This is a genomic window from Xenorhabdus innexi (assembly GCF_002632485.1).
GTDB lineage: Bacteria > Pseudomonadota > Gammaproteobacteria > Enterobacterales > Enterobacteriaceae > Xenorhabdus > Xenorhabdus innexi.
In genome coordinates this window covers 1-13429 of sequence record NZ_NIBU01000043.1, presented here as the reverse complement: position 1 = coordinate 13429, position 13429 = coordinate 1, and the positions used below count along the sequence as shown (strand labels likewise).

The following is a 13429-nucleotide window of genomic DNA, read 5'->3' as shown; positions in this document are numbered from 1 at the left end:
TACCGGTAACATTTTTAATGCAAAAAACAGAGGAAGCAATCAACTTTTGCCTTCAATACACTCTATCTGTGATCTATATCAATTTATAAGCTGAAACGTAACAGCTTGCCAGTAAATCTGCTTTTGAGCGGCATTAGCGGAAATTTTACTTATTACCACCATATTCGCGGCTAACTTCTTTCGCTGCCCGCATAACAAGAGCCCCAAGTTCAGTCACACGTTCATCAGAGATACGCGATATCGGGCCAGAGATAGAAATAGCGGCAAAAGCCTCATGATGTTCATCATAAATACAGGCAGCAATACAGCGTAGCCCAAGAGCATGTTCTTCATCATCCAGTGAAAAACCTTGCTTACGGATCTGTTCGAGATTCTCTTTTAAAGCGGCAGCAGTGGTATGAGTGTGCTGTGTATAGGCGTGTAATCCTTTTTTATGCAGTAATTGCAGGCATTTTTGCTCTGACAGTGTAGCCAGTAACGCCTTACCTGCGCCGGAAGCATGCATAGGCAATTGACCGCCAATAGGGGCGGACATCCGCATCAGTGCGTTACATTGCACCTGATCGACAATCACTGCTTCATATTCATCAATATTGAAAATAGCAAGATTGATAGTCTCACCAGAATCTTCCATTAACTGACGTAAAATAGGGTGAACCAATACCATCAGATTACGACTTTGCAAAAAGCTGCTGCCGACAACAAACGCGTGTGATGCAATGACCCATAGCCCCAGATCGCCAACCTGACGAACAAAACCGTGCTGTTGTAACGTAGTCAGAAGACGGTGAGTGGTTGAATTAGGCAGACCGGCCTGAATAGCGAGATCAGTCAGTGCGACCCCAATTTGTGAATCAGAAATGAATTCCAAAAGAGATAATCCCCGGCTTAACGATTGAACCTGACCGCCAGCGGCGGTACTGCCAGTTGTCATTTTAGTTTTTTTAGCGCGTTTATTGGCAATAATGGTATTCATAAGATTCCCTCTAAATTATGATCTGCTTATAGAATGGCACTACAGAGTTAAAATGGAATTTGTTTTCGTTTTCTTATTATGAATGATAAAGGGTAGGAAAACACATCCGATGAGTGAGGGAAAAGCATAATGAAAATAACATTTGGTAAACAAAAACATTTGCCTGAGATAGTTGGTATCTTCAATGACTATATTGCAAACTCGAATGCCCGTTTTGAAACAGAACTAATGACATTAGAAAACAAGCAGCATTGGTTCGAGCAATTTCAACCTGATTCACGTTACCAGCTTTTTGTCGCAGTTGAAAAGCAAACTGTTTTGGGCTTTGCCTGCTCTCATTCTTATCGGGCATTAGCGGCATTTAATGAAACGGTTGAAGTTAGCATTTATCTGACATCGTCAGTAAAAGGTAGAGGAGTGGGGAGCGCACTTTATCAGCGTCTCTTTGATGCGTTATCTTCACAAAATGTACATAGTGCGTTATCAGGCATTGCATTGCCTAATGAAGCATCTATTGCACTACATAAGAAATTTGGCTTTTGTGAAGTGGGAATTTTCAGAGAGTATGCAAGGAAAAACGATCAGTACATTAGCTCAATCTGGCTGGAAAAGTTGTTCAAATAAAAATTATTTTTGGCCAGAAGAGAGATAAATATGCGGGCTGGGCGGGTATTCTTATACCGTAATGGAATCAGAATACCCGAATACGTTGATTATTCTTCAAATAAATTCTTATGAAGGGTTTGAACCACTTTTTCAGCTTCCTGTCCGGGAACAAGCAGGCAGACATTATGGCTGCTTGCGCCATAGCTGATCATACGGATATTGAAGGATTCCAGCGTACCAAAGATCTCTTGCCCTAACCCTCTGGCTTGTGAAAGTTTATTGCCGATAATTGCTACCAGTGCCAAATCTTCTTCGACTTCGACACGGCACAATGTTGAAAGCTCTGTCAGTAGAGCATTCGTCAGTAAACTGCCATTCGTGCTGGTGGAGCCTGTCGTATCCAGTGTTAATGCAATACTCACTTCTGAGGTGGTGATTAGGTCAACCGAAATATTATGGCGTGAAAGGAGGATAAAAATTTCGGCCAGAAAGCCTCTTGCATGCAGCATTTTCAGGCTATGTAGAGTTAATAACGTTTGTTTGCGACGTAGTGCCAGCGCCCGGAATCGGGGTGGATTGGCAGTTTTGTCGCAAACCAGTGTGCCGCCAGCCTGTTGTTGCTTACTGGAACCAACGAAAACAGGAATGCCACTTCTGACAGCAGGTAACAGTGTCGCCGGATGGAGGATTTTGGCACCAAATGTTGCCATCTCGGCAGCTTCATCAAACGCAATTTTATTAATGCGCTTAGCTGTTGGTACAACACGGGGATCTGTTGTGTAAATTCCCGGCACATCAGTCCAGATATCCACACGCTGTAACCCAAGCGCTTCACCAAGTAATGCTGCGGTATAATCACTGCCGCCACGCCCTAAAGTTGTTGTGCGTCCTTTTTCTTCTCTGCCGATAAACCCCTGTGTGACCACAACTGTGTTATTCAGGCGCGGTTGCAAATGTTGCTCTGCCAGAATATTGAGCTGAGTGGTATCCGGCTCTGCCTGCCCGAACTGGTCATTAGTACGCATAATTCGGCGGATATCAAACCATTCGACATCTGTATTGCGCTGACGTAATAATTCGGTAAATAACACAGTAGACATCACTTCACCGTGACTGACTAATTCATCAGTCAGTGCCTCAGATGTGGCCAGCGATGCCGCTTCTGACAATGTAGCAATATTATCCAGCAGCCGATCAATCTCATCTCTAAGCACATCCGTTTCATTTAATCGCCCGATAATTGCGTATTGAATGTCCCGGATCTGTTTCAGACACTTCTCCCGCTTATCATCACTACAGCCGGATGCTAAGGTGACCAGCAGATTGGTTATACCTGCGGAAGCTGATAAAACGACTACGCGAACATCTCTGTTTGCCAAAATAATGTCAGCACAGTTATTCATGGCATCAAAGTCTGCCACACTGGTACCACCGAATTTTGCAACAATATACTGCGAAGAGGGAGAAGATACTGCACTCATGGATGATAGCCTTCTGTTTTAAAGATAGGCGATTAGAAATATCGGGTTCACCCTACTGAGTCAATATTTGTTAATTAAGCATCAATATTTTTCATGATTAGAGTGAAATTATCGTTTTTGTCTATAGTCGTTGTTTTTTAATTTGGACGTATGTAATGAGTTATGACTGGAAATAATGGCTTATTTTGACCAATATCAGTCAGTGACAGGAAAAGGAGATCCATCATTGCATTAACTTGTTACAATCCTGTGCATTCTTATTTGTTTATCTACAGTTGATAGAGAGCATTACTCATGAAAAACATCAACCCTAGCCAGACCGAAGCTTGGAAAGCATTACAGCAACATTTTGAGCAGATAAAAGATGTTCATCTACGGGAGTTATTTGAACAGGACAAAACACGCTTTGCGGCATACTCTGCAATCTTTGATGATCAGATTCTGGTGGATTATTCCAAAAACCGTATTACCTCGGACACACTGGAAAAATTACAGGCGCTAGCGAAAGAAACTGATTTAGCGGGTGCTATCCAGAGCATGTTTTCCGGTGAAAAGATTAACCGGACTGAAGATCGCGCTGTGCTGCATATTGCTTTGCGTAACCGCAGTAACTCTCCGATTAAGGTTGATGGGGAAGATGTTATGCCGCAGGTCAATGCGGTACTGGCAAAAATGAAATCGTTCAGTGAGCGCATTATTGGCGGGGAGTGGAAAGGTTATACCGGTAAGACGATTACTGATGTGGTAAACATCGGTATCGGAGGTTCAGATCTCGGCCCATATATGGTGACGGAGGCGCTGAAAGCTTATAAGAATCACCTTAATATGCATTTTGTATCCAATGTGGATGGTACACATATTGCCGAAACGCTCAAATCTTTGGAGCCGGAAACCACACTTTTTCTGATAGCATCCAAGACGTTTACCACGCAGGAAACGATGACCAATGCCCATTCTGCCCGCGATTGGTTCCTGCAAAGTGCGGTTGATGAGGCTCACGTCGCCAAGCATTTTGCCGCACTTTCAACTAATGAGCAGGAAGTCAGTAAATTCGGTATTGATCCGCAAAACATGTTTGAATTCTGGGACTGGGTAGGGGGGCGTTATTCTCTCTGGTCTGCGATAGGCTTATCTATCGCGCTTTCCATTGGATATGATAATTTTGAACAGTTGCTGAGTGGTGCCCATGCTATGGATAACCACTTTACACAAACGGCTCCTGAACAGAATATTCCGGTTATTCTGGCGCTGATTGGTATCTGGTATAACAATTTCTTTGGCGCAGAAACTGAAGCGATTCTGCCTTATGATCAATATATGCACCGTTTTGCTGCTTACTTCCAGCAGGGGAATATGGAATCAAACGGCAAATACGTTGACCGTAATGGAAACCCCGTGAATTATCAGACCGGGCCGATTATCTGGGGTGAGCCGGGCACTAATGGTCAGCATGCTTTCTACCAGCTTATCCATCAGGGAACGAAACTTATTCCATGTGATTTTATTGCGCCAGCAATCAGCCATAATCCTATCAGCGATCATCACAGTAAGCTGTTATCCAACTTCTTTGCCCAGACTGAGGCATTGGCTTTTGGCAAAACACAAGCCCAGGTGGAAGCTGAATTTGTTGCGGCCGGAAAGAATGTACAGGATGTGGCAAATGTTGTGCCATTCAAAGTGTTTGAAGGCAACCGCCCAACCAACTCAATCCTGTTACGTGAAATTACGCCATTCAGTCTGGGGGCATTAATTGCCATGTATGAGCATAAAATTTTCGCTCAGGGCGCAATTCTGAATATTTTCTCATTTGACCAATGGGGAGTCGAGTTGGGTAAACAACTGGCAAACCGTATTCTGCCTGAATTACAGGATTCAGAAACGGTAAATAGCCACGACAGTTCTACAAACGGGTTGATTAATCGCTTCAAAGAATGGCGTTAATCTGACTTATCATTTTATTTAATCTTTTATCCCCCTCAATAACGCAATTTATTGGGGGGATATTTTTTGTAATTTACATAATTTGTTAGCAACTTTTTATTTTATTGGTCTGTAACATGATATCCTCACTTCCCATTCGTTGTGCTGCTGGAGAAATTGATATTCTCCGCAACTGGAAAATGACATGACAGATGACTCAATATTAACTTCTACTCATATTCACTGGCTTTCAACTTGCGAGGCCGACATTCCTGAGAGTATTCTGAACTGGCTGATGGAAGTCGGTTCAATGACGCGCCGTTTTGAACAACACTGCCAACATGTCACTGTCACACCAGTTCGGGAATGCTTTATCACAGCTGAAGATCTTGGTGATGAAAGTGAGCACTTACCCATAAGTGAAAAGTACTGGCTGCGCGAAATTATCCTATATGGGGATAACATCCCGTGGTTATTGGGGCGCACTATAATCCCGGAGGAAACATTAACGGGGACGGATAAGAAGCTGGTGGATTTAGGAACTGTTCCTCTTGGTCGTTATCTGTTTAATGGTAATAACCTGACACGGGATTATATTCAAATAGGGCGACAAGGTCAGCGTTGGGCGCGACGCTCTTTACTGCGGTTATCAGAAAAGCCATTATTATTGACAGAAATTTTTTTGCCAGAATCACCTGCATATAAAATCAAATAATATACTCAATGGGTTTCAGGATGCATCGCGGTGGCAAGGGAGTGAAGCCAGCAAAGAGGCACCTTGAAAGCCGAAGTGTATTAATAAAATAAATAAGGGAGAAACAGATTGAAGGTTAATATGACGCAGAATAAATGGCGCGCCTATTGCCGTTTAATGCGTATTGATAGACCTATTGGCGTGTTATTACTTTTATGGCCAACCTACTGGGCACTATGGATAGCGGCAAAAGGTGTGCCCAGCTTACATATCTTGCTGGTCTTCACTCTGGGTGTCTTTTTCATGCGTGCAGCCGGGTGCTGTATTAATGATTTTGCAGACAGGAAATTTGACGGGCATGTTGAAAGGACAAAGTCTCGTCCGCTGCCCAGTGGCGATATCAGCGAAAAAGAGTGCAAAATTTTATTCGGTACATTGGCGTTGATCTCTTTTGCTCTGGTTTTAACACTGAATAAAATGACGATCGCCTTATCCTTTGCAGGATTGGGTCTGGCGTGGATGTACCCTTTTGTTAAACGGATCAGCAATCTGCCACAAGTTGTATTAGGTGCCGCTTATGGTTGGTCAATCCCGATGGCTTTTGCGGCAGTAAGTGAGTCCTTACCATTAGAATGCTGGTTATTATTTCTGGCAAACATAATATGGTCAGTTATCTACGATACTCAGTATGCGATGGTTGATCGTGATGATGACTTGAAAATTGGCGTGAAATCGACAGCAGTTTTATTCGGGCGTTTTGATAAGCTGATTATTGGTATTTTACAGCTCATCATGCTGGCAATGCTTATCATGGTTGGCTGTCTGGTGAATTTAGGCGGAATGTATTACTGGACTGTATTGCTGGCTGGTTCGCTTTTCATTTATCAGCAAAAACTTATTTTTGACCGTAGTCGTGAGCAATGCTTTCAGGCTTTCATGAACAATAATTATGTTGGCTTTGTTTTATTCCTTGGCATCCTCTTCAGCTATGTCTGACAACATGATTTAGAAAAACGGGCGAGATTACCGCCCGTTAATCTATTTTTCCAGTCTGCTTTTTCCCTTAAGCCTATCTTCAGAAAAATTCCTTATTTCTGAACTTATTCAACCTGTTCCAGATCGCTGTGCTCAGGGGGCATACTGACGCTTTCAATAGTCAGACGGATCTCTGGAGACATCAGCTCACTCAACACCTGATAAAGCGCCTGAGCATTTGTGGTCACGATATTGCCACTATCGTGAATATAACCTTCTTCCCGCAGTGTATTAACAGAACAGGCGAAAACGGCTTTATCGAAGAACTCGGGGGCATTAATACCATGCAGCACTGACAAACGTTGTGCCAGCATCCGGCTCTCTTTTTCCAGTGCACCACGGCTGATATCAGGTGTGGCATTCAGTAAAGAAAGCGTGATGGCATAGCGTTGCAGTGTTTCCCGTATGCCAGCCGCCAACAGTTGTAGTGGGCGGATACGCTCAGGATTGAGCACCAGCACTTCCTGTTCTTTGTTACAGATCAGGCGTTGACGCACCAACTCATCAATCAGAGTATTAACGACATCTGGCAACTCTTCTTTACTGTAGCGTATGAACAGTTCCTGCTTGAGCAGCGGATAAATCAGCTCTACCTGTCGGAGCAATTCATTACGGTTAATACGGCGATGATGCATCACGATACTGGCGATCAAGGATGGCAGGATCAACAAGTGCTGGATATTGTTGCGATAGTAGGTCATCAGTACCGCGCTTTCGCGAGGCAGGATAATAATATCCCCAAGACTGTCTTTTTCGACCTCAAACTTATTCATCCGTAAAGCATGATCCAACAACTCTTCTGCCGTTTTGGCCGGAATAGTGACATTATTCGTGTAGGCAGCATTGCTCATTAGCTGCATATAGCAGTCTAATTGCTCAATAAGCTGCTCGCGAGTAAGTGCTCGCTGACGTGATGACAACAAGGCTGTGCTACATAAATTAATCGCATTTGCAGCAGCAGCATTATTGATATTCACCATAATATTATCCGCCAGCTTGCTAACTGTTGGGGTCAACCAAGTCGGGCGTTGTGATTCTATTGGATCGATGGAATCACGCCATTCTGGAACATGTTGGTTCAGATATTGTACTAATGGGATTGGCTCACCAAAATTCACGTAACCTTGCCCCAGATTACGCAGTTTGCGCAACCCACGAACCATCTGGAAAAAACCTTCTTTTTCTTTAGTTGCACCGCGTAATTCTTTGGCATACGTTGCAACTTCCATCACATGCTCATAACCGATATAAATCGGTACAATCGTGATAGGCCGTGATTCTCCACGCAACATTGCCTGCAATGTCATGGAAAGCGTTCCTGTTTTCGGATCGAGCAAGCGACCTGTTCGTGAGCGCCCGCCTTCAACAAAGTATTCAACAGAATAGCCACGGGAAAACAGTTCACCCAAATATTCACGGAAAATAGTTGAATAAAGTTTGTTGCCTTTAAACGTGCGGCGGATAAAGAACGCACCAAGACGGCGGAATATCGGGCCAGCAGGCCAGAAATTCAGGTTAATACCTGCTGCGATATGTGGCGGAACCAGCCCCTGATGATAAAGAACATAAGAGAGCAGCAGGTAGTCCATATGGCTGCGATGGCACGGAACATAAACCAGCTCATGACCGTCCTGAGCCAGTTGGCGGATACGTTCAGCATTATGGACATTGATGCCCTGATAGAGACGGTTCCACGTCCAACTCAGCACACGATCTGTTATGCGAACAGTTTCATAGGAGAAATTCGCGGCAACTTCTTCCAGCATATTGACAGCATTCTGTTTCGCTTTTTCTGGCGAAATTTTCTTACTGCGAGCTTCATCAGCAATCGCCTTTTCAATAGCTTTGGATGCCAGTAACTTCCTGAACAGATCCTGTCGCGCAGGTAAACGTGGCCCGACGGCTGCCAAACGTTGGCGGGAATAGTGTATCCGTGCAACGCGGGCGAGTTTATTGGCAATAATTGTATCCGTACCATGATCATCAGCAATACTGCGTAATGAAACCGGCGCGGAAAAACGAACAAAACTATCCCGTCCGAGCCACAGGATTGCAAAAAACTTCTGAATCCCGTTAAGAAGGCGTAGTTGAGGAGCTGTGTTAGTTTCCTGACTTTCACGACCGGGAGAGCGTCCGAACATCACAGAAACGGGCACCATCTGAATATCTAAATCAGGATTGCTACGATGTAAATCCAGATAAGAGTGGAAAATCTTTACAGATTCATGTTTAGGCGCATAGCAACTGAATACACGCGGGCCATCATCAATAAAGACATAACTTGGGAGCTGCGTATCATCAATATCCAAAGGTGCTAATGGATCAGGTAAATCCTGAGCCAGACACTGCTGACGCAGAGTCAATAAATCGGCCTTTGAATGATATGGTAACACGTACAGAATGGGCCGAGTCGTATCAAGACTCAGCTCAGTAACAGGAATAGTTGGAATAAGTTTGCTTTTAACTAAAAGTTTTATCGGCAAATTCAATAAGTTGTAATATATTTTACGCCAAGCTGACATAACTGCTTTAAGCCTCTTGTTAGCAATGCGCGGCAAGCATACCAGAAACAGATTTTGAGATCTGTGGAAATAAGATAATAATAGAGGCTAAAAGTTATATCACCTTAAAACCATTATGATTCTTGAAAAAAATTTTTATGGCTAACCAATCAACGGGCTTAACCCGCATAATTAAAGCGGCTGGGTACTCAGCAAAAGGTATTAAAGCTGCCTGGAAAAATGAGGCTGCATTCCGACAGGAAGCAGTTTTGGCTATTTTAGCCATTATTGTGGCATTTTCCTTTGAATTTAGCATGGTTGAGAGGCTTTTTCTCATTAGTTCAGTCATGTTAGTCGTTATTGTAGAAATGCTGAACAGTGCTATTGAAGCTGTTGTGGACCGTATTGGTAGCGAATATCACGAGCTATCAGGGCGAGCAAAGGATATGGGTTCGGCTGCGGTATTTTTAGCCATGATTTTGGCACTATTTATTTGGGTGATAATTATTTGGTCATATTTCACCCACTAATGTGGTGTGTTTTTCGTCAAAAATCGTTATTTAGCGGCTTTTACATTCTGACAGGTTCCCAATTCAATTTTAGCTGTATATACTCACAGTCAGACTGTATAAACAAACAGGGGGCGAAATGAAAGCATTAACAGCCAGGCAGCAAGAAGTTTATAACTTGGTGCGTGACCATATTTCGCAGACGGGTATGCCACCGACACGTGCTGAAATTGCAGCGCGTCTTGGTTTTCGTTCACCTAACGCAGCAGAAGAGCATTTAAAAGCACTGGCGCGTAAAGGGGTGATAGAAATTATCGCTGGTGCTTCCAGAGGTATCCGTTTGCTGCTTGAACAGGAAGATGAAGGGGCTGGATTACCACTAATTGGTCGTGTTGCTGCTGGTGAACCACTATTGGCTCAGGAACACATTGAAAGCCATTACAAAGTGGATCCGGAATTATTTAAACCAAATGCTGATTTTCTATTGCGTGTCCGTGGTATGTCCATGAAGGACATCGGTATTATGGATGGTGATTTACTCGCTGTGCATAAAACACAGGATGTTCATAACGGGCAGGTCATCGTGGCACGGATCGAAGATGAAGTCACAGTAAAACGCTTCAAACAAACAGGAAACAAGATAGAGTTGATTGCTGAAAATCCTGAATTTAAGCCTATCGTTGTGGATTTACGCGAGCAGAATTTTACCATTGAAGGGTTGGCAGTTGGCGTGATTCGTAACGGGGATTGGTTCTGATTGTAAAAGCGGACAATTACACTTTACCACTCTGGGCGGTCATTTTTCGTTGTACCCGCAAAGCAGATGCTTATGCGGGGACTTGGAAATTAATGAAGTTATCAGCAATGACCGCCTGATAAGATAATTTTAACACTCACTCCGTACATGAATTGGTTTCATGGCAGGAAGCGCATAATCCGTGGACTTCTACGACACTATGCCGCAAATGAAACCCTGCACGCTGCGCTAAATTTTGTATCGCAGATTCAATATGTTCCGCATCTTTCTCGGCAACAGAACCACAATTATCACAAAGAAACATCGCAGATGTATGGCTCGGTTCTTCAAAATGATGGCAAATCACATAACTATTTGTAGATTCTATTTTATGGACAAAACCCTGCTCCAGTAAAAATTCCAATCCACGATAGACTGTTGGTGGTTTTGCCTGTGGTTCAACTTCACGTAGTAGATCCAGCAAATCATAGGCACTGATTGCGCCCGGTTGCGCTGCAACCAAGCGCAGAATTTCAAGGCGTTGAGGTGTTAAACGAACCCCTCGAGACAGACAGATTGCCTCAGCCTGCATCAGTAATTTTTTTTGATTGATAGTTTTCATTACACCTCTCACACCTACACGATGCTAATGCTTTCAATGTTACCATGTTTTTTAGTCTGGAGAGGTGCTTTACATGATGTATTGTTTTCTTAGATCATTCTGATACCTTTAAACGGGTTCCAGCTATCATCACCTTTTGCTTCTTTTAGATAATAAGAATAATTAGCTGTTACAGCATATATTCCAGCTATTGCAAAGGATAAACCAGTGCTAATAAGGTTCGCAGTTTCAGGTGATATAGGTACTATTATGCTAACAATGAAAAAAATGATAAATATAACAATGCCCACGCCAAGTATAGCCAGGCCTTTTTTCCACATTCCAAGTGCAATGAAATATAAAAGGCCAAAGAAAAATGCAAAGAAATTCATGTTTATTTTAGTACGTTTTGAAAATGACAGCTTTTTAAAAGCAGCCTGATGTTCTTTAGAGGAGGGAGCACCATTTTTTTCGAAGAATTCAAATCTTTCTTGCCAAGTTTTAGTGTATTTAGATGTATCCATTTTCTACCTTAATTTTATTTTTCTTACATTAAGATATATAATAGTGATTATTTTAACCGTAAAAGCAATCACATATATCCGTTGTTTTTTGAAATCGATTCTTAAAGATATTCACCTTAAATTATTTGCTTTAAGTAACAAAAAATCTTCTTCGAACATCAAAGATGCTAATGTTAAAACATTGATTTAATTATTATCAATACTGATTTTATCTACAGTAATTAAATGCCACTCTCTGTATTAATGATTTTTTTGTTATTTTTTGCTGATTATATGAAGCTCTTTGGCATAATGCTATGCATATAGAACTATATTCTCAAATTCTCGATATCAATAACCAAACTAAAATAATATTAGAACTGTACTGCTCTCTCTCTTTTTTTACACAAATAGTCACTCTTTACCCCTGTACAAGCGTATTGAATATTATTTGCGTTAAGAGTGTTAAAAGCTTGAAGAATAAATAAGTTATCTATATGTATAAATAAAAGCTCAATAATAAATGACAAGATTGAATTCATAAAAGACCTCGTGTTGAATGAGAATTATTTTTATTTCATCTTGTTATAACAAGGAGCATCAAATCTTAAATTCATTTATATTGAGAATAATTATTTATCGTTTAAATTATAGAGGTTAGTTATGGCATATCCAAAAGTAAATATAGTTAATTCGACAAGCTATAACGCTAATGGCAAAGTTGAGTATGCATCAATATTTTGCTCGAACGATGATTATTCTGTTACCCCGAATACCACTTGGGTGGTCCTGGCAGAGGAGTTTGTCTGGTAACAAAAATTACTTCGACAGTAATAACACCCAGTGGAAATATCGTCGCTACTCCATATACATCATCAGGTACATCATATAGTCAGTTTGCAATAATCCAAACAGGGGAGAATTCTTTCGAGGTAACTAGAAGAGTTACTTATACGATGGATGAAATTCCTGACGATTATATTCAACCTACAGAAAAGGAAAAATAACTTAATATTATTCAGGTTGTTGTAATAATCTGTATCGCATCCTGTGTTCTGACATTGGATTGTTTTCTGATTGTATGATTTTTTTGTAAATATATTTACTATCAGATTTGATGCCAATGGCACAGATATAACGCAGGATATCATCTGCGCGTGGATGTTTTTCTATTTCTGATGAAAAGTCTTCTTCTAAGCAATCAAGAATACCATCTGTCCATGATAGTGCTGCTTTATTATCTCCTTTTTCCAAAAAATGACGAATAATGGAAATGGTTAGCGACTGCTTATATATCATCCATGAATTAGATAATTCATTCGCCGCTTTAAATTGCAGTTTGTTGATTTCCCTTTCAAATTTAATCATATTATTGTTCATTTTTATTACTCCGTTTAATGTTTTTGTTATTAGTTAATATAAAAATTAATGGTTTTGAAAAATCACATCAGAGTTAGTATTTGGAGACTGACCATCTAATAACAGAGGTGACCTATGGTATGGGTAGTTGATGATGATCGTGCCGAGTGGGAACAGATACCACGTGCAGCCGAAAATAAATATGAAGAGTGGGTAAGAATTATAAGAGAAAATAATAGATCGCCAAGTGACGCTGCGCGCGATATAGGCGACTCTAATTTTAAAATGTTGGGCGGTACAGCTGAACTATATACAATCAGGCTTAGTAAAAAGCACAGAGTTTTATTTACAATAGATTACACCAATGAAATAGCTAGTGGTACATTCTGCATTTGATAACCTCATCAAGCGAGCTTGAAAACCATTAAGTTTTATGGTTAATTAGCACACCGTTTCAATGACCATCAGATACCCCTAATTTTTTATGTGGAAAGCGCCAGCAGTCAAT

At 41.5% G+C, this 13429-nt stretch carries 13 protein-coding genes; 7 read left to right on the top strand and 6 right to left on the bottom strand.

What is annotated here, in order from left to right; all coding sequences use genetic code 11:
- Positions 1-145 precede the first annotated feature (145 nt).
- Positions 146-976 (bottom strand): glyoxylate bypass operon transcriptional repressor IclR, encoded by an 831-nt coding sequence (iclR, locus tag Xinn_RS14850; RefSeq protein WP_086954131.1) that lies wholly within the window; start codon positions 974-976, stop codon positions 146-148.
- 129 nt (positions 977-1105) lie between these two features.
- Between iclR and Xinn_RS14845 the strand changes: the two genes are divergently transcribed.
- Positions 1106-1600: a GNAT family N-acetyltransferase gene (locus Xinn_RS14845; protein WP_086954130.1), complete on the top strand. Its 495-nt coding sequence runs from the start codon at positions 1106-1108 to the stop codon at positions 1598-1600.
- An 89-nt stretch (positions 1601-1689) separates the two neighbouring features.
- Here Xinn_RS14845 and lysC read toward each other — a convergent pair whose 3' ends face one another.
- Positions 1690-3063, bottom strand: a complete 1374-nt coding sequence (lysC, locus tag Xinn_RS14840) for a lysine-sensitive aspartokinase 3 (RefSeq protein ID WP_086954129.1) — start codon at positions 3061-3063, stop codon at positions 1690-1692.
- Between the two features lie 294 nt (positions 3064-3357).
- Here lysC and pgi point away from each other — a divergent pair, with 294 nt between their 5' ends.
- The 3 genes from pgi to ubiA all read left to right on the top strand — a co-directional run bounded on the left by pgi (position 3358) and on the right by ubiA (position 6673).
- On the top strand, positions 3358-5004 hold the full coding sequence (pgi, locus tag Xinn_RS14835) for a glucose-6-phosphate isomerase (RefSeq protein ID WP_086954128.1): 1647 nt from the start codon (positions 3358-3360) through the stop codon (positions 5002-5004).
- A 184-nt stretch (positions 5005-5188) separates the two neighbouring features.
- Complete coding sequence (gene ubiC / locus Xinn_RS14830; protein WP_086954127.1) at positions 5189-5698, top strand: chorismate lyase; 510 nt, start codon at positions 5189-5191, stop codon at positions 5696-5698.
- A 120-nt stretch (positions 5699-5818) separates the two neighbouring features.
- Positions 5819-6673, top strand: a complete 855-nt coding sequence (gene ubiA / locus Xinn_RS14825; RefSeq protein WP_086954126.1) for a 4-hydroxybenzoate octaprenyltransferase — start codon at positions 5819-5821, stop codon at positions 6671-6673.
- 104 nt (positions 6674-6777) lie between these two features.
- Here ubiA and plsB read toward each other — a convergent pair whose 3' ends face one another.
- Positions 6778-9234, bottom strand: a complete 2457-nt coding sequence (plsB, locus tag Xinn_RS14820) for a glycerol-3-phosphate 1-O-acyltransferase PlsB (protein WP_086954125.1) — start codon at positions 9232-9234, stop codon at positions 6778-6780.
- 137 nt (positions 9235-9371) lie between these two features.
- Between plsB and Xinn_RS14815 the strand changes: the two genes are divergently transcribed.
- Positions 9372-9743 carry a diacylglycerol kinase gene (locus tag Xinn_RS14815; RefSeq protein WP_086954124.1) on the top strand — a complete coding sequence of 124 codons (372 nt, stop codon included), beginning with the start codon at positions 9372-9374 and terminating at the stop codon, positions 9741-9743.
- A 118-nt stretch (positions 9744-9861) separates the two neighbouring features.
- A complete protein-coding gene (lexA, locus tag Xinn_RS14810; RefSeq protein WP_086954123.1) occupies positions 9862-10479 on the top strand; it encodes a transcriptional repressor LexA in 618 nt (205 codons plus the stop codon).
- Positions 10480-10615: 136 nt separating this feature from the next.
- Here lexA and zur read toward each other — a convergent pair whose 3' ends face one another.
- From zur to Xinn_RS14790, 3 genes are all read right to left on the bottom strand, one after another.
- Positions 10616-11080, bottom strand: coding sequence for a zinc uptake transcriptional repressor Zur (gene zur, locus Xinn_RS14805; protein ID WP_086954122.1), 465 nt, complete (start codon positions 11078-11080; stop codon positions 10616-10618).
- 89 nt (positions 11081-11169) lie between these two features.
- Positions 11170-11583 carry a DUF2628 domain-containing protein gene (locus Xinn_RS14800; RefSeq protein ID WP_086954121.1) on the bottom strand — a complete coding sequence of 138 codons (414 nt, stop codon included), beginning with the start codon at positions 11581-11583 and terminating at the stop codon, positions 11170-11172.
- Positions 11584-12576: 993 nt separating this feature from the next.
- A complete protein-coding gene (locus Xinn_RS14790) occupies positions 12577-12942 on the bottom strand; it encodes a hypothetical protein (protein WP_086954120.1) in 366 nt (121 codons plus the stop codon).
- Between the two features lie 114 nt (positions 12943-13056).
- Between Xinn_RS14790 and Xinn_RS14785 the strand changes: the two genes are divergently transcribed.
- Positions 13057-13317, top strand: a complete 261-nt coding sequence (locus Xinn_RS14785) for a hypothetical protein (protein WP_099137674.1) — start codon at positions 13057-13059, stop codon at positions 13315-13317.
- Positions 13318-13429 lie beyond the last annotated feature (112 nt).

Bases quoted from the DNA above. Each gene is read 5' to 3' on its own strand.
- Xinn_RS14845 (WP_086954130.1), top strand. From the start codon at position 1,106: ATGAAAATAACATTTGGTAAACAAAAACATTTGCCTGAGATAGTTGGT.
- ubiC (WP_086954127.1), top strand. From the start codon at position 5,189: ATGACAGATGACTCAATATTAACTTCTACTCATATTCACTGGCTTTCA.
- pgi (WP_086954128.1), top strand. From the start codon at position 3,358: ATGAAAAACATCAACCCTAGCCAGACCGAAGCTTGGAAAGCATTACAG.
- zur (WP_086954122.1), bottom strand. From the start codon at position 11,080: ATGAAAACTATCAATCAAAAAAAATTACTGATGCAGGCTGAGGCAATC.
- Xinn_RS14815 (WP_086954124.1), top strand. From the start codon at position 9,372: ATGGCTAACCAATCAACGGGCTTAACCCGCATAATTAAAGCGGCTGGG.
- ubiA (WP_086954126.1), top strand. From the start codon at position 5,819: ATGACGCAGAATAAATGGCGCGCCTATTGCCGTTTAATGCGTATTGAT.
- lexA (WP_086954123.1), top strand. From the start codon at position 9,862: ATGAAAGCATTAACAGCCAGGCAGCAAGAAGTTTATAACTTGGTGCGT.
- iclR (WP_086954131.1), bottom strand. From the start codon at position 976: ATGAATACCATTATTGCCAATAAACGCGCTAAAAAAACTAAAATGACA.
- Xinn_RS14800 (WP_086954121.1), bottom strand. From the start codon at position 11,583: ATGGATACATCTAAATACACTAAAACTTGGCAAGAAAGATTTGAATTC.
- plsB (WP_086954125.1), bottom strand. From the start codon at position 9,234: ATGTCAGCTTGGCGTAAAATATATTACAACTTATTGAATTTGCCGATA.
- Xinn_RS14790 (WP_086954120.1), bottom strand. From the start codon at position 12,942: ATGAACAATAATATGATTAAATTTGAAAGGGAAATCAACAAACTGCAA.
- lysC (WP_086954129.1), bottom strand. From the start codon at position 3,063: ATGAGTGCAGTATCTTCTCCCTCTTCGCAGTATATTGTTGCAAAATTC.
- Xinn_RS14785 (WP_099137674.1), top strand. From the start codon at position 13,057: ATGGTATGGGTAGTTGATGATGATCGTGCCGAGTGGGAACAGATACCA.